The organism is Microbacterium sp. P2_F9, from assembly GCF_056403635.1.
The window spans coordinates 1-18,864 of sequence record NZ_JBFUFC010000056.1 but is presented as its reverse complement, the minus strand read 5'-3'; the positions used below and the strand labels follow the sequence as shown (position 1 = coordinate 18,864).

Sequence of the window (18,864 nt, the reverse complement as noted above, 5' to 3'; positions counted from 1 at the left end):
CGATGACGACGAGGTCGTGGCCGGCCAGCCCGAGCCGGCCGAGCGCATCCCGTGCGCCGGCACCGCCCTCGAGCGCGGTGCTGACGAGCTCGGTCCGCAGGCGCCGCTGCACGTCGGCGCCGGCCCGCACCCGCAGCAGATGCAGTGCGACGAGCTTCGCGGCATCCCGCAGCGTCGCCGTGCGCTCCGGGGTGAGTGCTCCGTCCATGGCGGCCCAGATCGACCCGAGCACCTCGTCGCCCGCTCGCACGGCGATCGCGATGCGCTGGGTGCTGACTCCCTGGCCGACCTGGACGGGATCGACCACCACCGGCCGATCGTCGCGGTAGAGCTCGCGGAAGATGCCGAGTTCGGTGAGCGCGCGTGAGTAGCGCTGCGGCACCTGGCGGCCGATGATCGTCTCCGCCCGCGACGCGTCCGCTTCCTCTTGGCGGCCTGAGAAGGCGAGCACGCGCGAGGACCGATCCTCGATCGTGATCGGGGCATCCAGGAGCGACGCGATCGCGTTCGCGACCGCGAACAGGTCGCCGGACGGGATGCCGCCGAGCGATTCGTCTTCGATCTCGCCGATGTCGTCTTCGGCCAGCAGCGACCGCAGGAGTGCAGCGAGCTGCGTCCAGGTCGCGCCGCGCGCCAGGCCGAGCACCGCCACGCCGTGCGCGTCGGAGGCGCTGCGTACGGCGTCGGTCAGCGTCACCGGCGAGCGCACGATGACCGCCGCCGCACTGTGCGCGCCGAGCTCGGGGATCAGCGCGGCGAGGTGCGCGGCATCCGTCACTCCCACCGCCAGCACGAGTGCGCTCTCCGGGTAGACCGGCTCGTCAGCGGGGTCGTGGATGACCACCCCGCCGATGTCGAGAGCGGCCTCGACATCGCCGTGCACCACCTCGAGCAGGGTCACGCCGAGGTCGTCGAGCACACGCCCGAGACTCGATCGCGGCCGTGTGCTCATGAGGGGGAGCATAGGTCAGGCGGGGATCCACTCGATACTGGTGGTGAGCTCATCGAGCACGTCCGGCAGCGGCGCGACGCCCAGACCAGGCCCGGTGGGCACCGTCAGCGTGCCGTCGTGCATCACGAACGGCTCGGTGATGTCGGTCTGGTAGAAGCGTCCGCTCGCCGAGACATCGCCGGGCAGCGTGAAGCCGGGGAGCGACGCGAGCGCGACGTTCGCGGCGCGGCCGATGCCCGACTCGAGCATGCCGCCGCACCACACGGGCACACCGTGCGCGACGGCGAGATCGTGGATGCGGCGCGCCTCGAGGTAGCCGCCGACCCGGCCCGGCTTGATGTTGATGATGCTCGTCGCACCCAGGCGGATCGCGGCGGCGGCGGTCTGGGCCGACGTGATCGACTCGTCCAGGCAGATCGGGGTCTTGACGATCTTCGCGAGGTCCGCGTGGCCGAGCACGTCCTCCTCCTCGAGGGGCTGCTCGATCAAGAGCAGGTCGAAGTCGTCGAGCTTGGCCAGATGCCGGGCGTCCCGCAGGGTGTACGCCGTGTTCGCGTCGACCTGCAGCAGCACGTCGTCGCCGAAGCGCTCGCGCACCGCGCGCACGGGCTCGAGGTCCCAGCCGGGCTCGATCTTGAGCTTGATGCGCACGTACCCCTCGGCCAGGTACTCCCCGACCGCGTCGAGCAGCCGCGGAATGGTGTCCATGATGCCGACCGACACGCCACACGGCACGGTGTCGTGCACCCCACCGAGCTCGCGGGCGAAGGAGCGGCCCTCGGTGCGCAGCTCGGCATCGAGGATCGCCATCTCGAGCGCGGCCTTGGCCATGCGGTGGCCCTTGAAGGGCTTCAGGATCTCCCCGACGGCAGGCGCTCCCCCCACGCCTGCCGCCGCGAGAGCCGGGATGAAGAACCGCTTCATGACATCGACGGCGCCGTCGGCGTACTCGGGCGAATACAGCGGGTCGCCGAGGGTCACGCACTCGCCCCAGCCGTCCGCGCCATCCGTGACCGCCTTCACGAGCAGGATGTCCCGGGAGGTCTGCGTCGAGAACGACGTGCGGAACGGCGACACCAGCGGCATCGAAACCCGCCGCAGTTCGAAGCCTTCGATCTTCACGAGCCGCTCCCCTCTCCGAGGCGGACGATGTACCCCGCGGTGCGGTCGAATCCGACGACGCGCCCGCCGTCGCCGAGCAGGGCGGTCAGGCGTGAGCGCACGCCGAGTCGCCACGCGCGCGCCTCCCCAGGGTCGGTGGTGCGCAGGCGCTCGACGTCCGCGGGCACCGGCACGCTCACGTGGCCCGGGGCGCCGGGGTCGACCGCCGGGGGACGACCGGATGCCGCGTCCGCGACATCCTCGTCCCGCAGCTGCCAGCGCACCAGCAGCCGATCGGTCTCGTCGTCGCCGTTGATGACGTCGGGCATCACGCCGTAGAAGTTGGTCAGGTACTCGACCGGCAGCGCCCGCAGCTTGGTGCAGTTGAAGTAGGCGTTGCGCGAGACGAGCGGATCGAAGGTCCACTCGATCACGTCGATGCCTCGGGCGAGCGCCCAGCCGCGCTGGTGCTGCTTCATGGCGTAGCCGATCGAGCGACCCGCGAGGCCTGGCGCGACGCCGGCGATGTGGCTGTGCAGCGCATGCCGCTCGGGGGTCGAGTGGAACGCGATCGCCGCGCCGACCATGGTGTCGCCGGCGAACGCGCCCACGATGTAATTGCCCGCCTTCGTGAAGGCGCGCAGCAGCTCGGGCGGGACGGGCGGGTTCTCGGGGCTGCGCCCCCAGATCTCCGACAGCAGCCGCAGCATCGTCGCCTGCTCATCGACGCCGGCCAGTTCGCGCAGCGTGACGCCGGCGGCCAGGGCGGCCTCCTCGGCCGCGGCGATCGCGGTCGTGACGACGTCGTCGGCGTACAGCAGATCGGTCACGATCGTCCCTCCTCTTGCACGGCGGCCAGTTCGGCGGCCAGGGCGGCCACCAGGCGCGTGCGGGGCAGGAGCTCCGCGACCAGGACGTGCTCGTCCTCCGCGTGGGCGCCACCGCCCACCGCGCCGAGTCCGTCGAGCGTGGGCACGCCGATGCCGGCGGTGAAGTTGCCGTCGCTGCCACCGCCGACCGCGACGCTCTCCAGCGCCGGAAGGCCCTCGCGCGCCGCGATCGCCTGCGCGCGAGCGAACAGCTCGGTGGATGCCGCGGCCTCGAGCGGCGGCCGGTTCGGGCCGCCCTTGATCTCGAGGCCGGCACCGGGCGTGACGGCGGCGAGCGCGCGCAGCGCCGCGTCGACCCGGTGCTGCTCGGCGACCGTGCGGGCGCGCACGTCGACGAACACCGACGCGGACGCCGGCACCGTGTTGGTCGTCGTGCCCGACGACGCCACCGTGGGGGTCACCGTGGTGCCCTGATCAGGGTCGGCGAGTTCGGTGATCGCCAGCACGGTGTGGGCGAGCTCGACCGTCGCGTTCACCCCGCGCTCGGGCTCGAGTCCCGCGTGGGCGGCGCGCCCGGTGACGACCACCTCGTACAGCGACACGCCCTTGCGTTCGATCTTGAGGGCGCCGCCAGGAGCGGATGCCTCGAGCACGAGTGCCCCGCGAGCGCCGCGGGCGGTGTCCTCGATGAGCGCGCGGGAGGTGGTCGAGCCGACCTCTTCGTCACCCGTGACGAGCAGCGTCACGCCGTCGCGGTCTGGCAGCGACGCGATCGCGTGGAGCGCCATGACCAGGCCCGCCTTCATGTCGAAGCAGCCCGGACCGGTCAGGACCCCATCGCGCACCCGGAACGGCAGGCGCGCGAGCGTGCCCACCGGCCACACCGTGTCGTGATGGGTGACCAGCACGACACGCGTGGTGGCACCGAAGCGCCAGCGCAGGTGCGTCACGCCCTCGATCACGATGCGTTCGGGCTCGACACCCAGCAGCTCCTCGCCGAGTGCGGCGACCTCGAGGGCTGAGCGGGCCACCGCCCAGGCATCCGCGGACGGCGACTCTACCGAGACGAGGCGTTCGATGTGCGCGACGATCGTCTCGGTGCGCAGCTCGGCGAGGGTCTCGCTCATACCGGCTCTGCGACCTTCTCGGCGGATTCGAGCAGAGCGGTGTTCTCGACCTTGTCGCTCACCTTGGGGGTCGCGCGGGCACCGAAGTGCAGGTACGCCTCACCCGTGGGCAGCGAGTAGAAGGTCACGGTGATCCACGTCTGCGTGCCGGGGGCGCGCACCGCGTAGAGGGCCTCATCAAGTGCCACGAGCGGGTACTCGTCGACGGGGTGCGGCTCGAGCTCGGCGAGCGGGCCGAGCACGGTGCTGCGCAGCATGGGTCCCTCGTCGCCGACGAAGACCTCCATGCGCACCGAGGCGCGCTCGTACGTGCCGACGAACGGGGTGACGTCGATCTCGATGGGCTGCTCGGGCACCTTCACGGGGGCCTTCATGTCGATCCCCGACAGCTCCGCGAAGATCTCACGGTAGAGGTCCTCGTAGAAGTCGCGGGTGTTGCCGCCGTTGGTGAGCAGCGTCACCGCGACGCCGGTCTCGGGGTGGATGCGCAGGAACGCCGCCTGTCCGATGGTGTTGCCGTCGTGGCCGTAGAGCCGGGCGCCGTTCCAGTCGAAGCGGATCCAGCCCAGGCCCCAGGAGTCGCCGAGCACGTGCTTATCGGGCACCTCCGCGTGGAACGACTGCATGTCGGCGACGGTCTCCTCGGCGAGGAGGCGCGTGCCGTCGGCGGTGACGCCACCGGCCATGTGCAGGCGCGCGAACGCGAGCACATCCTCGGCGCGGGCAGTGATGAGGCCGGCGGGGCCGAGCGAGCGCATGAGGCCCCACGCCGGAGTCACCACCTGCTCGTCGCCCATGTCGACATGCCCGACCGCGGCGCCGAACAGGATCGCCTCCTCCGGAAGGGTCACGGTGTGCGTGAGTCCGAGGGGCTGGAACAGCAGCTCGGCCATCGCGGCATCCCACGTCTTGCCGGTGACCTTCTCGATCACGTGGCCGAGCACCGAGTAGCCGGCGTTGCAGTATGACCAGGTCGCACCGAGCGGGTGGTTCATCCCGGCGGTCGCGAGGTCGGCGACGTACTTCTCGAGGCAGTCGTCGCCGCGGCCGGTGTCGGTGAAGACATCCCCGTCGAGACCGCTCGTGTGGGTGAGGAGGTGCCACACCGTGATGCCGTCGGTCAGCTCGTCCTCGCTGAGCTTCAGCTCGGGGATGACGTCCTTCACGAGCGTGTCGAGCGACAGCTTCCCCTCGTCGATGAGCCGCATGATGACCGTCGCGGTCCACACCTTCGAGATCGAGCCGATCTGGAAGACGGAGTCCTTCGTGGCGGGCGCGCCGGTGGAGATGTTCTTGTTCAGAGTGCCGTACGCGCCGGTGACGATCTCGTCCTCACGGCCACCGAGCCGCAGGATCCCGAGCTGGGCGCCGGGCACCTTGTGCCGCTCGGCGAGCACCGCGAGGCGGCGCTGCCAGTGGGCGGCATCGATCTTCTCGGGGCGCGGGCCTGCGGCATCCCCCGCATACTGCTCAACCCATTCGACCACGCGCGTGGCGTAGTCGACCCGGTGGCTCGGCACGCCGAGGATCGGGAAGATGTGGCTGGCACCCGGGTAGACGACGAGGCGCGTCGGGACGCCGCGCTCGGCGAGGGCGTAGTGCCACTGCTCGGCCTGCCCCACGGGGCAGCGGACGTCGGCCTCGCCGTGCAGCACGAGGGTCGGGGTGGTGACCTTGTCGACGGCCGTGTACGGCGACATCGCGGCGAGCCGCTCACGGTCGGCCGGGTCCCACGGCATGGCGCCGATCTCGAAGACGTTGAGCAGGTGCGCGTCGTCGGTGGTGCCGCCCATGCTCGTCATGTCGGCCACGACGCCGCCGGCGACGGCCGCGGCGAAGCGGTCGTCGTGCCCGGTGAGGTAGCAGGTCATGAACCCGCCGTAGCTGTAGCCGGTGAGTGCGAGGCGCTTCGGGTCGACCGCGCCCTCGGCGACGAGGGTGTCGATGGGCTCGAGGAAGTCCTTGGCGTCGATCAGGCCCCAGTTGCCGTTGACGGCCTGGAAGAACTCCTCGCCGTACCCGTCACTGCCGCGGGGGTTGATCGTCAGGACGGTCCAGCCGCGAGCGGCGAGCTCCTGGTGGAAGACGTGCATCTCGTCGACCGCGCCGTTCCAGGCGTTGTGCGGTCCGCCGTGCACGTCGACGAGCAGCGGGGTTTGGCCGGTCACGGCGGGGTCGCGCAGGAGCCAGCCCTGCACCGTGACGCCGTCGCTGATCGCGAACTCGCGCGACTCGCGGACGAACAGCTCCACACCCTCGGGCGCCGCGCCGTGCGCAGTCACGACCGATGACGTGCCGGCGGCCAGGTCGAGCAGCACGATCTCGCCGAACGACGTCGCGGTCGACAGGGCGATGGCGGCCTTGTCGCCGGCGACCGAGAGACCGCTGACGACCTCGGCGTCGCCGCCGTGGAGGTGCCGGGGCTCGCCGCCGTCCAGCGGCACCGCATAGAGGTGCGTGCAGCCGCGGTCGCGGATCGCGAAGAGCACGTCGCCGGCGGCGGTGACCTGCGGCAGGGCGCCGGGGTAGGCGGGGGCGCCGGGCATGACATTGCGGTCGAGGGATGCCGCGAGCTCGCGCGCCTCGCCGGTCGCGAGATCGACGCGGTAGAGGCGGGCGATGCCTTCGGGGTCGCCGGCCCAGCCGACGACCACTAGGTGGCGGCCGTCCGGGGCGTACGCGACAGTCGCGGCGACGCCGTCGGCRAACGCGACGATCCGCGCGGGTGCTGCCGCGTCGGCCGGGTCGATCACGTGCACGGCCATGCGGAAGGTGAGGTGGTCGACACTCTCCGGCTTGACCGTGTAGGCGATGAAGTCGCCGTCGGGGGCCCACGACGGGCTGGCGACGTGCTCGTCGCCGTCGGTGAGCTGCCGAACGGCGCCGCTCCCCAGGTCGACGAGGTGCAGCTGCACGCGGATGCCGCGGAGGAACCCGCTGCCGTCAGCCTGGTAGTTGACGCCGTCGCTCGCGATCGGGCCCTGGGCGCGCTTCGCGCGGTCGGCGTCGCTCTCTTCGGCCGCTGCCTCGCCGTCGACGGGCGCCGCGAAGACGATGCGGTCACCGGCAGGGCTCCACACCGGCGCGCCCGCGCCGAGCGGGAGGTGCGTGCGCTGCACGGGCTCGCCGCCTGTGACGGGGAGGGTCCACAGCTGGCCGTCGCGCAGGAACGCGAGGGTCGCGCCATCCGGCGAGAACACCGGCGCCGTGTCGGTCGTGCCCTGGGTGAGGCGGCGGGCTGCGCCCGCGGCATCCGTCAGCCAGATCGAGCTGATCGCCTTATCGGCGGCGGCGTCGATGCCGCCGAGCACGTAGGCGACGAGCGTGCCGTCCGGGGAGATGCTGGGCTGGCTCGGGACCGTGAGGTCGAGCACGTCCTCGATGCGCATGTTGCGGGTCACAGTTCGCTCCTTGAGGGTTGGAGATCGGTGGTCGGCTGACCGGGGATGGCGGCCAGCAGCTGCTGGGTGTAGGGATCGCGGGGGTTGGAGAGCACTTCGGCGGTGGGGCCTTCCTCGACGATGCGTCCGCGGTGCATCACCGCGACGCGGGAGGCGACGTAGCGGACCACGGCGAGGTTGTGCGAGATGAACAGCAGCGACAGGCCGAGTTCGGCCTGCAGTTCGCGCACGAGATTGAGCATCGATCCCTGGATCGACACGTCGAGGGCGGAGGTGATCTCGTCGGCGATCAGCACCTCCGGCCGCCCCGCGAGAGCACGGGCGATCGCGACGCGCTGACGCTGGCCGCCCGACATCTGGCCCGGGTAGGTCTTGGCGCGAGACGCGTCCAGGTGCACGAGCTCGAGCAGACGCGCGACCTCGTCGTTGCGCTGGGCGCGCGTGAGGCCCCGCGGCAGGATCTCGGCGATGCTCGCCCCGATCGTCATGCGCGGGTCGAGCGACGAGAACGGGTCCTGGAAGACCATCTGCAGCGGTCGGCGACCGTGCCGCACATCGATCGGCTCGCCGTCGAGCAGGATGCGTCCGCTGTCGAGGGGCACGAGTCCGACGGCGGCGCGCGCGATGGTCGACTTGCCCGATCCGGACTCGCCGACGAGTCCGAGCACCTCGCCGTTCGGCACGGTGAGGCTCACGTCGTCGACGGCGAGGGTCTGCGACCGGCCGGAGCCGAAGCGCACGGTGGCGTTCTCGATGCGCAGCTCGCTCACAGCAGTACCTCCTCGACGTCGAGGGCGGGTTGGGCCAGGGTCAGGGCGATCGGCTCCCCCGCGTGCCAGCAGGCGGCCCGACCTGGGCCGGCTGGCGCGAGCCGCGGGTCGACTTCGCGGCAGTGCGCGTCGGCGAGCGGGCACCGGGCCGCGAACGCGCAGCCGGCCGGCACGTGCGCGGGATCGACCGGACGGCCGGCGACGGTGGCGAGCGGCCGTGCCAGGTCGGTCTGCATGTCCGGGACGGCCGCCATGAGCGCACGGGTGTACGGATGCTGCGCCTCGCGCAGCCGGTCGGCCGGGAGCTCTTCGACGATGCGTCCGGCGTACATGACGAGCACGCGGTCGCAGATCTCCGCCACCACCGACACGTCATGGCTGATGAGGAGGATGGCGACATCCTCGTCGTCGCGGATGCTCTTGAGGAGGTCGAGCACGCGCTGCTGGACTGTCACGTCCAGGGCGGTCGTCGGCTCGTCGGCGATGATGAGCGCCGGCTTGCCCATGAGCCCCGCGCCGATCATGGCACGCTGGCGCATCCCGCCGGAGAACTCGTGCGGGTACTGCTTTGCCCGCTGCTCGGGGTTGCTGATCTGCACGGCCGCGAGCCGATCGACGGCCCGATCCGCGGCCTCGCGGCGGGTCATGCCGTGGTGTTCGGTGGCGACCTCGGCGAGCTGCGCGCCCATCTTCTTGGTCGGGTTGAAGCTCGTCATCGGGTCCTGGAAGACCAGCGCGAGCGACGTGCCGAGCAGGCTCCGATGGCGCTTCGGGTCGCCGGAGAGGAGGTCCTCGCCGCAGAACGTCAGGCGGTCCGCGTCGACGACGCCGGGGTGCTCGATGAGCTGGGCGATCGCCAGCGCGGTGAGCGACTTGCCCGACCCCGACTCGCCGACGATGCCGACGACCTCGCCGCGGCGCATCGAGAACGACACCCCGCGGACGGGTTCGATCGGGCCGGTCGCACCGGGGAAGGCGACCCGCAGGTCGCGAACGTCGAGCACAGCGTCGGCCGGGGCCGCGGCATCCGTCTCCCACGCGGTCCCTGAGCCTGTCGAAAGGTCGCCCACCGCATCGCCCGCGACATCGCCGGGGCGCGGCGTGGGCTGCACGCGGGCGATCTTCGCGACGATGCCGGTCGATCCGATGCCGAGCGAGCGCGCGGCGGCTTCGCCGGTGAGGTTGAACGCGAGCCCGGCGATGACGATCGCGATGCCGGGCGCGAGAGCGGCGAGCGGGTTGACGTAGATGCCGGACAGCCCGTCCATCATGAGCCGGCCCCAGTCGTACTCGGGCGGCTGCACGCCGAGACCGATGAACGAGAGTCCGGCGAAGGCCAGCAGTGCGCCGCCCGCKCCGATCGTCGCGTTGACGATGAGGGGCTCGCCGATGTTCGGCAGCACGTGCCGAAACAGCACGCGCACGCGGCCCACGCCGCCGATGCGGGCGGCCGAGACGAAGTCGCGCGATGCCACGCCGGCGACGAGGGTCTGGCAGAGGCGGGCGAAGCTCGGCGCCCCGGCGAGGCCGATCGCCCAGGTCGCGCCGACCCAGCCGGTGCCGAAGATCACCGCGAAGAAGAGGGCGAGCAGCAGGCCGGGAAAGGCCACGGCGACGCTGACGACCCACGTCACGCTGCGGCCGGCCCGGCCCATGAGCCACGGCGCGACGCCGAGGATGAGGCCCGCGGTCACGGCCACGACGGTCGCCATGATGGCGAGCACGACGGACAGGCGCGTGGCGACGAGCACGCGCAGCAGCAGGTCGCGGCCGAGCGCGTCGGTGCCGACCGGGTGCTCGGCAGACGGCCCGGCGAGGATGTTGGCGGTGTCGACGACCGCCGCCTGAGCGCCCCAGAGGATCGGGGCGAAGATCGCGGTCACCAGCACGAGGGCGAGGAGGATGACCGCGGCGAGTCCGAGCGGCGTGCGCACGGTGCGGGCGAGCAGGCGCATCAGGACTCCGCCACCGTCGTGCGGGGATCGAGCCCCGCGAGGATGCCGTCGACGATCGTGTTGATCACGAGGACGCCGGCGCCGTAGATGAGCACGGTGCCCTGCACGAGCGGGTAGTCCTTGGTCTGGATCGCCTGCACGATCGTCGAGCCGAGACCCGGCCAGGCGAACACGTTCTCGACCAGCACCGTGCCGATGACGAGGGAGCCGAGGAGAAGCCCGGCGAGCGTGAGGGTCGCGGTGGTGGCGTTGGGCAGCGCGTGGCTGAGGTAGATCCGCCAGGCCGGGAGGCGCTTGGCGCGCGCGGTGCGGACGAAGTCGGTGTCGAGCACATTGAGCATCTCGACGCGGACGATGCGGGCGAGCACGGCCGCGGGGCCGAGCGCGAGCGCGAGCACGGGCAGCACGTACGAGTCAGGGCCGCTGCGGCCGGCGATCGGGAACCAGCCGAGCGTGACACCGAAGACGGAGACGAGAGCGACGCCGAGGAGGAAGTCCGGGATCGCGGAGATGAAGACGCTGGAGGACGCGAAGCCCAGCTCGAGACCGCGGCCGCGCCCGCGGCGGGTGCGCACCGCGACGGCGACGCCCACCGGGATGGAGATGATGATGGCCAGGGCGAACGCGAGGAAGGCGATGCTCGCCGTGGCCGGAAGCCGCTGCGCGATCGTCTGGGCGACGGGCAGGTTCGAGCCGAACGACACCCCGAGGTTGCCGGTGAGGACGCTGGTGAAGTAGTCCCAGTACTGCTGGAGCAGCGGGTTGTCGAGTCCGAGTGCTTCCCGCCGCGCTGCGACGAGCTCCGCCGAAGCGGTCGGACCGAGCGAGCCGCGGACGGGGTCGCCGGGCATCGCGTGGATCATCAGGAAGGATGCCGTCAGCAGCACCCACAGCGACGCCACGAGCCGCCCCGACCGGCGGAGGATGAACCGGGGCCAGCGGTGGTCGCGGGCTCGGCGCACCTCCTCGACGGGCGGGGCGGCTGTGATCGTCATGATGGCGTGGTCCTTCTCCCGGCGGGCGTGCGCCCGCCGGGCGGGGGGAGGATCGGACTTACTGGGCTGCCAGCATGCGGATGCTGGTCGGGACGATCTGGCCGACCATCTCGAACTCGGCGTTCTGGCCGAAGGTCTTGATGGCGCTGTTGGCGAATGCGACCACATCGGCGGCCTGGTAGAGGTTCGCCTCGGCGTCCTTCCAGGTGTCGCACCCGTCCGTGCCGACCTTGGTCATCGCCTCGGCGACGCCAGCCTCGTAGTCGGCGTTGGCGATTGCGGCGAAGTTCGTTCCGTCCGGGATCGACGGGCCGGAGACGAATCCGACCACCTGATCGGGGTTGCTGACGTTGAGCGGGACCCACGCGATGTCCCATGCTCCGGTGCCGAACAGCGCGCCGGTGATGGTCGTCGAGTCGTTCTCCTTGGCGTCGACCTGCACGCCGATCTCGTTCCACGCGGCGGTGGCGAGCTCTGCGGCGGCGGCGCCGCCGGTGCCGAGCGTGTTCGCGTAGAGGAACGTGACCGCGAGCTTCTGACCGTCCTTCTCGCGGATGCCGTCGGCGCCTTCCACCCAGCCGGCCTCGTCGAGTGCGGCCTTGGCTGCGTCGACGTCGGTCTCGGGGCGGTTGCCGGTCACGGCGTCGTAGGTGCACGCAGACGGCGGGATGACGGTCAGGCGCTGTGCCGGCAGGCCGGTGTTTGACGTCAGCACCTTCTGCAGCTCGTCGTAGTCGACAGCCTGGGTGAGCGCCATGCGCACGGCCGGGTCGCTGGTCACATGACCCGCGCCCTGGTTGTACCACTGCTCGCCGAGGAGCGCCTCGATCGTCTGCGAGAAGAGCTTCGCGCTGTCGAGGCGCGCGGCATCCGGTCCGATGATCTGCGCGGCGTTGACGTCGCCGGCGAGCAGCAGGTTTGCCGCGGTGGTCTCGTTCGGGATGACCTTCGCGACGACGGTCTTCGGCAGGCCGGCTTCCTTCGTCGTCGCGCCGCTCGGGCCCCACGCGTAGTCCGGGTTGATCTCGTAGGTGTAGTGGTCGTTCGGGACGGCCTCTGTAAGCGTGTACGGGCCGGTTCCGTCCGTGGCCGCCGCAAGGGAGGTGCGGTCCGCGAGACCCTCGTCGCAGACCATCGGCACGTTCGCGAGGCTCTGCAGCACGAACGGCGCGGGCGCGGACTGGGTGATCGTGAGCGTCGCGCCGTCAGCTGCCGCCTTCAGGCCCACAGGCAGGTACGAGCCGAGGAATGGGCTCTGGTTCTCGGGGTCCGAGATGAAGGCGATGTTGTCGGCTGCCGTCTGCGCCGTGAAGTCGGACCCGTCCGCGCACTTCACGCCGTCGTTGATGGTCAGCGTGACGGTCGCGCCGTCGACCTTCCAATCCTTCGCGAGCTGCGAGCCCACTTCGCCGTTCTTGTCGACGCTCACCAGGTTGTCGTAGGCGAACTGGCTGAGCTGGAAGAGGGCGCTCACCGCCGACATCTGCGGGTCGAGGGCGCCGGGGTCGGCGACCATCGTGAACGTGAAGGTGCCGTCGTCGACGAAGTCGGAGCTCGACGATGAGCTGCCGCTCGCGCCGGAGCAGCCGGCGAGGGCGGTGACCGCGACGGCGGTGGTCAGGACGGCAAGAGCGGGCCTTGCGAACGATTTCATGCAGGTCTCTTTTCTGAATCCGGGGGGATCGGCTGCTGTGGTGCGGTGGGGWGGGTGGTCAGTCGGCGCGGGCGACCGCGCGGCCGGAGTGGACGTACCTGCGCCGGCCGGACTCGTCCTCACCGAGGAACGAGTACACGACGTGCATCTGCTGCACCGCCGGGGCGGCGGTGATGAGCGAGTCGGCGTTGTACCCGACCAGCTCGGTGTGCTCGGGCGTCTGGCCCATCTCGGCGAGGATGCCCTTGGGGTTGCTGTCGACCCAGATGCGGCCCTCGTCGTCGACCGAGACGGTCAGGTCGATGGTCGAGTTCGAGTAGAAGCCGACGAGCGGCCCGGCGTCCACGGCCACGGCCTCGGCGGGCGGCACGGGCAGCCCGTGCAAGGTGACACCCGCCGCCTCCTTGAGAATCGGCGCGACGACATCATCGAAGAGCCCCATCACGTCGCCGCCGTTCGTGAGCATCGCGACCGCGATGCCGAGCTCGGGCACGACGCGCAGGAACGCCGACTGGCCGATCGTGCCGCCGTCGTGACCGATCACGACGGGCGTCGCGGTCTGGATGATCTCCCAGCCCAGGCCCCAGGCGTCGCCCATGCCGGTCAGTCGCGGCAGATCCACGTGGTTGGTGCGCATCGCCTGGGCGGACTCCGCCGACAGTACGCGCGTGCCGTTGGCGCCGACGCCGTCGCCGAGGTGCATCTGTGCGAATCCGATCAGGTCGCGCGGCCGCATGGCGAGCATCGAGCCGGCCGGTTCGTTGGACTTCGCGAGCGCCCAGACCGGGGCCGGGATCTGGACGCCATCCTCCCCGGCACCGAGATGGCCGACTGCGGCGCGGAAGAGGATCGCCTCGTAGGCGCTCGGCGCGACGTGGGTGAGCCCCAGCGGCTGTGCGATGCGGCTGACGAGGAGGTTCTCCCAGGTGTCTTCGCGCAGCACCTCGACCAGGCGGCCGAGAACACTGAAGGCTGCGTTGTTGTACGAGAACAGCTCGCCGGGAGTGAAGAGCTGCGGGAGCCCCGCGATCGCATCGATGTACTTCTCGATGGCGTCGTCGCCACGACCCGTGTCGGTGAAGACATCCCCTTCGAAGCCGCCCTGGTGGCTCAGCAGCTGTCGGGCGGTGATGGAGCCGGCGGCGGCATCGTCGGCGAGCCGGAATTCCGGCACGTAGGTGCGGATCGGGGCATCCAGATCGAGCAGTCCGTCGTCGACGAGCTGCATGACGAGCGTCGTGGTCCAGACCTTCGTGATCGAGCCGATCTGGAAGACGGAGTCGGTGGTCACCTCGACCCGCGTGGCAGTGCTGAGCAGGCCAGCGGCGGCTTCCACGATCTCGCCGTCCTTCAGGACTGCGATCGTGGCGCCGGGCACGCCGCGCTCGGCGACAGCCTGGGCGAAGTGGGCGGCAAGGAACGTTGCGACATCATCGGGGGAACGCATTCCCTCACGATAAGTTGTTCAATTCGTGGTTCTTTGTCCGATCAGACAGAGAAAGTGTCGTCTCCTAGTCGTATCCGACAAGGAGTTTCGGACAGGGATGCCGCGGCATCCGTCATCCGACCGGCTCTGCACTGGAGCGCGCCGCGCGCTGCGACGAGCGCACCGCACCGATGCTGGCCGCGATCACGAGCGAGATGCCCACGATCTCGAGCCACGACAGGGTCTGGCCGAGCAGCACCCACCCCGCGATGGCGGCAGTGGCCGGCGCCAGGCTCATCAGGATCGCGAACGACGACGCGGGCAGACGGCGCAGGGCGATGAGCTCGAACGCGTAGGGGATGGTCGACGACAGCACGGCGACGGCGGCGCCGAAGAGGAGGAGCTCGGGGCGCAGCAGGGCGGCGCCGGCGGAGGCGATGCCGAACGGCAGTGCGATGAGCGCCCCGACGCTCATCGCCAGTGCGAGCCCGTCGAGCTTGGGGAACTCCCGGCCCACCCGGGCCGACGCGAGGATGTAGAACGCCCAGCTCGCGGCCGCGCCGAGGGCGAAGAGCACTCCGACCGGATCGAGCTGCTCCCATCCGCCCCCGCCGAGGGCGAGCACGCCGGCGAAGGCGAGGGCGGCCCACAGCCACGCAGAGCGGCGGCGCGCGGCGACGATCGAGAGCACCAGCGGCCCGAGCACCTCGATCGTGACCGTGACGCCGAGCGGAAGGCGCTCCAGGGCGAGGTAGAAGAGGCCGTTCATCGCCGCGAGGACGACCCCGAACGCGAGGACCGCGATCCATCCGTCCCGCGAATGGCCCCGCAGGGACGGGCGCGCGATCAGCAGCAGCAGGATCGCCGAGAACCCGAGTCGCAGCATGACGATGCCGAGCGGCCCCATCTCGGGGAACAGGAGCACGGCGATCGAGGCGCCGACCTCCTGGCACGCGAGTCCCGCGACGACGAGGAGGATGGCGGGGGTCTGGGCGGTGCGTCCGCTCACGGAGCAGGCTGGGGGCAGATCGCTGCGGCGGCGGTCGCGTCGTGATACTGCTGCGCAGTCCACGGCAGACCCGCCTCCGGCGCGGTCTCGCCGGTGGCCGCGGCCGCCTTGGAGGCGATCGCCGCGAGCTCCCACGCGAGATTCGTCGCCGGCCCCTCGCCGCCGGCTGAATTGTTCAGCACGACCGCGACCGTCAGCCCGGTCTCCGGGTCCGCGAACGCGGCCGTCGAGTACCCCGGCACCGCGCCGGACTGCCCGATCAGCGTGCCCGCCTGCAACGCGCCCCCGGCCGCAGTGAACCAGGAGGGCGCGCCGCTGTACGCGGGCAGCGGGTCGGCGAACCTGTCCGCATCGGGAGGAGTGAGCGCACCCGCGGCGAGCGCCTGCGCGTAGCGGCCGAGGTCGTGGATGTCGGTGACGACTCCGGAGTCGGTGAATCCGATGCTCGACGAGATCTTGGTGATGTCGAGCGGCTCGGTGCAGTTCATGACTCCCGCGGCATCCCTCAGGGAGTGGTGCCCGGCGAGTGCGGGAGCTTCGCCGGACGGCTTCGCCGCGGCATCCGTCGGCAACATCGTCGCGTCCAGCGCGAGCGGCCGGAACACGTACTCGTCGAGCAGCTGGCTCGCCGTCTGCCCCGATGCGCGCTCGAGCGCGAGCCCGAGCAGCAGGTAGCCGGCGTCGGAGCCGGTGTAGGCGGTGCCAGGCTCGGAACGCTCCTGGCCGAGCCCATAGCTGGCGAGCTCGCGCGCGTCCCACTCCCGGTTGGGGTTCGTGAGCCACTGCGACAGCAGCACGGGTGTGTAGGACCCGATGCCCGACGTTCCGTCGCAGAGCTGGTCGAGCGTGATCTCGTCGAGATCCGAGACCCCGGCCACGTACTCCGTGACGCTGTCGCTGCCCGAGACGGTGCCCTTCGCTTCGAGCGCGTAGAGCACGTCGCACGTCATCGGGCGGGTCTCGCGCGCTGCGCGGAACTGCATCTTCGTGCTCACGTCACCGCCGCCGCCGACGTTCTGCGTGCCGAGCCCCGTCACCCAGGAGCCGCTCCACGGCGCCCAGACGCCGACGATCGCACCGGATGCCCCGGAGGCGTTCATCGCGAAGGTGACGGCATCCTGCAGCTGCGTCGTCGTGTCCTCAGGGAGCCCGCCGTCGACCTGCGGGGGAAGGTCGATGACCGCCGGGGAGGCGGCGGCGCACGCGGAGAGCGCGAGCGTCAGAGCGAGCACGCCCGCCATCGCTCGCACTGTGCGAGTGAACTGGCGTCGGTGCCTCACCCATCACCCCCCGATGATCGTCCATAGATTCAAACACATCGCGCCCGGATCTCCCGCCGCCCTTGACACCTAGGGTGGGCGTGTGACGTATCGATTCGATGACGCCGTCGTCGCCGGGCTGCTGGGACACATGAACGGCGATCACACGGGTGACAATCTGCTCATCGTGCGCGCCTTCGGGCCGCGCGCGGATGCGGTCGGCGCGACGATGGCCGGGTTCGACGGCGAGGCAGGGGAATGGGTCGCAGAACTGCCCGATGGCAGCCTCCTGCAGGTTCGCGTGCCGTGGCCGGGCGGACCGATCAGCGAACGGCCGCAGGTTCGGCGCGAGATCGTGGCGCTGTACGACGAGGCGTGTCGGATGCTGGGCGTCGAGCCGAGACCGCACTCATAGGCTTCTCTCATTTAGGTTGCCCTTACCTTGAGCTATGGTGAAGGTATGAGCGATCTCATCCCCTTCTCGACCGCCCTCCGCGAGCGGTCGGGCGCTGCGCACTCCTCGAGTGAGCACTCCGGCTTCATGGCCGACCTCATCCAGGGGGACGGCACCCGCGAGGACTACATCGCCCTCGTCGCTCAGCACTGGTTCATCTACGAGGCGCTCGAAGCCGCGGCCGAGCGGATGCGGCGGGACCCGGTGGCGTCGGTGTTCATCACCGACCGGCTCACGCGCCTGCCCGCACTGGCGGCCGACCTCGAGTTCCTCGTCGGCCCGGACTGGCACGACCGCATCCAGCCGCTGCCGACCACCCGGCGCTACATCGACCGCATCGCCCAGGTCGGCACCACCTGGCCCGGCGGCTTCGTCGCCCACCATTACACGCGCTACCTCGGCGACCTGTCCGGCGGGCTGTTCATCGGCCGCCTGATGGCCCGCCGCTTCGGCTTCGAGACGAACGGCATCGGCTTCTACCTGTTCGCCGACATCGCCGACCCCAAGGCGTTCAAGGAGCACTACCGCGAGCAGCTCGACGCCGCGCCGTGGGATGCCGCGGAGCAGGCGCGCGTGATCGACGAGGTGCTGCTCGCCTACCGCTTCAACACAGAGCTCTTCGAAGACCTCGCCGCCGCGAAGCAGTCCCAGGTCGCCTGAACCAGCCGGGCAAGCTACCGGCGCGCCATGAAGCGCTCGACGTCGGGATCCACCCGGATGTCGGAGGGGCGCAGCGGGCGGGAGAGATACAGGCCGTCGAGCGAGGTCAGGCGCGACAGCGCGACATAGGTCTGACCGGGCGCGAAGGCGCCCGAGCCGAGATCGACGATCGCCCGCTCGTAGGTCTTGCCCTGCGACTTGTGGATCGTGACGGCCCAGGCCAGCCGGAGCGGGAACTGCGTGAACTCCGCGACGATGTCGCGGCTCAGCGACTTCGACCCAGGGTCGTAGGCGTAGCGGAATCTCTCCCACACCGCCGGCTCCACCTCGTGCTCCTCGCCGTCGACGTCGACCCGCACGGTGCCGCCGCTGATCCGGGTCACCGTGCCGATCGTGCCGTTCACCCAGCGCGGCGGCTCGCCGTACGACGCGGTGTCGTTGCGCAGGAACATCACCTGCGCGCCGACCTTCAGCTGGAGTTCGGCGTCCGCCGGGTACGAGGCATCCCCCCGCCCGAAGTCGCCGGAGATCTCGGCGACGGCCGTCTGCGAACGGCCGGTGAGCGCATCGAGGTGCCGCCGGTTGATCGAGTTGACGATGTCGTTGCGGGTCGCGAGGGTGATGATCGGCGCTTCGCCGTCGACGGGGTCGGGCGGCGTTCGGGCTCCCGTGGTGTTGAGCATCCCGGCGATCTCGGCGGTGACGCGCCCGTGCCGGACGGCGTTCAGCATCGCCTTGAACGCGGGATCGGCCTGCCGGTGGATGTCGACGAGCTCGCGGATGTTGAGGTGCGCGCCGAAGGGTCCGAGCTCGGCGAAGCCGTCGAGGGCCGGCGAACTCGAGATCGCGGCATCCGGTCCCGTCCAGACCTTCGCGTCGAAGAACCAGAACGACCGGTAGTGGTCGCGGATGTAGCGCAGCTCGTCCCCGCGGGGCGGCACGGGCGCCAGCTGGTACGGATCGCCGAACATCACGATTTGCACGCCGCCGAACGGCTCGGCGCGGCGCCCGCGCGCCTGGCGCAGCGACCGGTCGATCGCGTCCATGAGGTCGGCATTGACCATCGAGATCTCATCGATGACGAGAGTGTCGATGGCGTTGAGGATCTTGCGCGCCGGCTCGGACTGATCGATCTGGCCGTTCGCGATCAGCCCGATCGGCAGACGGAACAGCGAGTGGATCGTCTGGCCCTCGACGTTCAGCGCGGCCACGCCGGTCGGAGCGCACACCGCGATCTGCTTGGAGGTGTTCCAGGCCAGGTGCTGCAGCAG

Annotated in this window: 14 protein-coding genes and 1 pseudogene; 2 read left to right on the top strand and 13 right to left on the bottom strand. The window is 70.8% G+C overall.

All coding sequences use genetic code 11. The annotated features are described in order from the left end of the window. From AC1DVT_RS08185 to AC1DVT_RS08130, 12 genes and pseudogenes are all read right to left on the bottom strand, one after another. A pseudogene (locus tag AC1DVT_RS08185) lies at positions 1–952 on the bottom strand (hypothetical protein); the annotation flags it as partial. Between the two features lie 15 nt (positions 953–967). Next, complete coding sequence (menC, locus tag AC1DVT_RS08180) at positions 968–2,074, bottom strand: o-succinylbenzoate synthase (protein ID WP_457099674.1); 1,107 nt, start codon at positions 2,072–2,074, stop codon at positions 968–970. Then, complete coding sequence (locus AC1DVT_RS08175; protein ID WP_477388054.1) at positions 2,071–2,883, bottom strand: GNAT family N-acetyltransferase; 813 nt, start codon at positions 2,881–2,883, stop codon at positions 2,071–2,073. Before AC1DVT_RS08175 ends, menC begins: the two co-directional genes overlap by 4 nt. Then, complete coding sequence (locus AC1DVT_RS08170) at positions 2,880–4,010, bottom strand: M20 family metallopeptidase (protein WP_477388052.1); 1,131 nt, start codon at positions 4,008–4,010, stop codon at positions 2,880–2,882. Before AC1DVT_RS08170 ends, AC1DVT_RS08175 begins: the two co-directional genes overlap by 4 nt. Then, the gene (locus tag AC1DVT_RS08165; RefSeq protein WP_477388050.1) at positions 4,007–7,411 is read right to left on the bottom strand and encodes an alpha/beta fold hydrolase; all 3,405 of its coding nucleotides are present in this window, start codon (positions 7,409–7,411) and stop codon (positions 4,007–4,009) included. Before AC1DVT_RS08165 ends, AC1DVT_RS08170 begins: the two co-directional genes overlap by 4 nt. Next, positions 7,408–8,181 (bottom strand): ABC transporter ATP-binding protein, encoded by a 774-nt coding sequence (locus AC1DVT_RS08160; protein WP_457099678.1) that lies wholly within the window; start codon positions 8,179–8,181, stop codon positions 7,408–7,410. Before AC1DVT_RS08160 ends, AC1DVT_RS08165 begins: the two co-directional genes overlap by 4 nt. Beyond that, the gene (locus AC1DVT_RS08155) at positions 8,178–10,136 is read right to left on the bottom strand and encodes a dipeptide/oligopeptide/nickel ABC transporter permease/ATP-binding protein (RefSeq protein ID WP_477388048.1); all 1,959 of its coding nucleotides are present in this window, start codon (positions 10,134–10,136) and stop codon (positions 8,178–8,180) included. Before AC1DVT_RS08155 ends, AC1DVT_RS08160 begins: the two co-directional genes overlap by 4 nt. Next, a complete protein-coding gene (locus AC1DVT_RS08150; protein ID WP_477388046.1) occupies positions 10,136–11,131 on the bottom strand; it encodes an ABC transporter permease in 996 nt (331 codons plus the stop codon). Before AC1DVT_RS08150 ends, AC1DVT_RS08155 begins: the two co-directional genes overlap by 1 nt. A 58-nt stretch (positions 11,132–11,189) precedes the next feature. Continuing rightward, a complete protein-coding gene (locus tag AC1DVT_RS08145) occupies positions 11,190–12,785 on the bottom strand; it encodes an ABC transporter substrate-binding protein (RefSeq protein WP_477388044.1) in 1,596 nt (531 codons plus the stop codon). A 58-nt stretch (positions 12,786–12,843) separates the two neighbouring features. Then, positions 12,844–14,232, bottom strand: a complete 1,389-nt coding sequence (locus AC1DVT_RS08140) for a serine hydrolase domain-containing protein (RefSeq protein ID WP_457099682.1) — start codon at positions 14,230–14,232, stop codon at positions 12,844–12,846. A gap of 112 nt (positions 14,233–14,344) precedes the next feature. Beyond that, positions 14,345–15,220, bottom strand: a complete 876-nt coding sequence (locus tag AC1DVT_RS08135; RefSeq protein ID WP_477388042.1) for an EamA family transporter — start codon at positions 15,218–15,220, stop codon at positions 14,345–14,347. Continuing rightward, complete coding sequence (locus tag AC1DVT_RS08130) at positions 15,217–16,461, bottom strand: serine hydrolase domain-containing protein (protein ID WP_477388040.1); 1,245 nt, start codon at positions 16,459–16,461, stop codon at positions 15,217–15,219. The genes AC1DVT_RS08135 and AC1DVT_RS08130 overlap by 4 nt, the downstream gene beginning before the upstream one ends. A 121-nt stretch (positions 16,462–16,582) precedes the next feature. Here AC1DVT_RS08130 and AC1DVT_RS08125 point away from each other — a divergent pair, with 121 nt between their 5' ends. Both AC1DVT_RS08125 and AC1DVT_RS08120 read left to right on the top strand, forming a co-directional pair. Continuing rightward, the gene (locus AC1DVT_RS08125) at positions 16,583–16,894 is read left to right on the top strand and encodes a DUF2470 domain-containing protein (protein ID WP_477388038.1); all 312 of its coding nucleotides are present in this window, start codon (positions 16,583–16,585) and stop codon (positions 16,892–16,894) included. Between the two features lie 45 nt (positions 16,895–16,939). Then, positions 16,940–17,593 (top strand): biliverdin-producing heme oxygenase, encoded by a 654-nt coding sequence (locus tag AC1DVT_RS08120; RefSeq protein WP_477388036.1) that lies wholly within the window; start codon positions 16,940–16,942, stop codon positions 17,591–17,593. A gap of 14 nt (positions 17,594–17,607) precedes the next feature. Here AC1DVT_RS08120 and AC1DVT_RS08115 read toward each other — a convergent pair. Continuing rightward, on the bottom strand, positions 17,608–18,864 hold a 1,257-nt coding region (locus AC1DVT_RS08115), incomplete at its 5' end, for an ATP-dependent DNA helicase (RefSeq protein ID WP_477388034.1).

Excerpts from the sequence above, each read along its gene's own strand:
- AC1DVT_RS08170 (WP_477388052.1), bottom strand. The coding sequence starts at position 4,010 with ATGAGCGAGACCCTCGCCGAGCTGCGCACCGAGACGATCGTCGCGCAC.
- AC1DVT_RS08150 (WP_477388046.1), bottom strand. The coding sequence starts at position 11,131 with ATGACGATCACAGCCGCCCCGCCCGTCGAGGAGGTGCGCCGAGCCCGC.
- AC1DVT_RS08145 (WP_477388044.1), bottom strand. The coding sequence starts at position 12,785 with ATGAAATCGTTCGCAAGGCCCGCTCTTGCCGTCCTGACCACCGCCGTC.
- AC1DVT_RS08140 (WP_457099682.1), bottom strand. The coding sequence starts at position 14,232 with ATGCGTTCCCCCGATGATGTCGCAACGTTCCTTGCCGCCCACTTCGCC.
- AC1DVT_RS08130 (WP_477388040.1), bottom strand. The coding sequence starts at position 16,461 with ATGGCGGGCGTGCTCGCTCTGACGCTCGCGCTCTCCGCGTGCGCCGCC.
- AC1DVT_RS08120 (WP_477388036.1), top strand. The coding sequence starts at position 16,940 with ATGAGCGATCTCATCCCCTTCTCGACCGCCCTCCGCGAGCGGTCGGGC.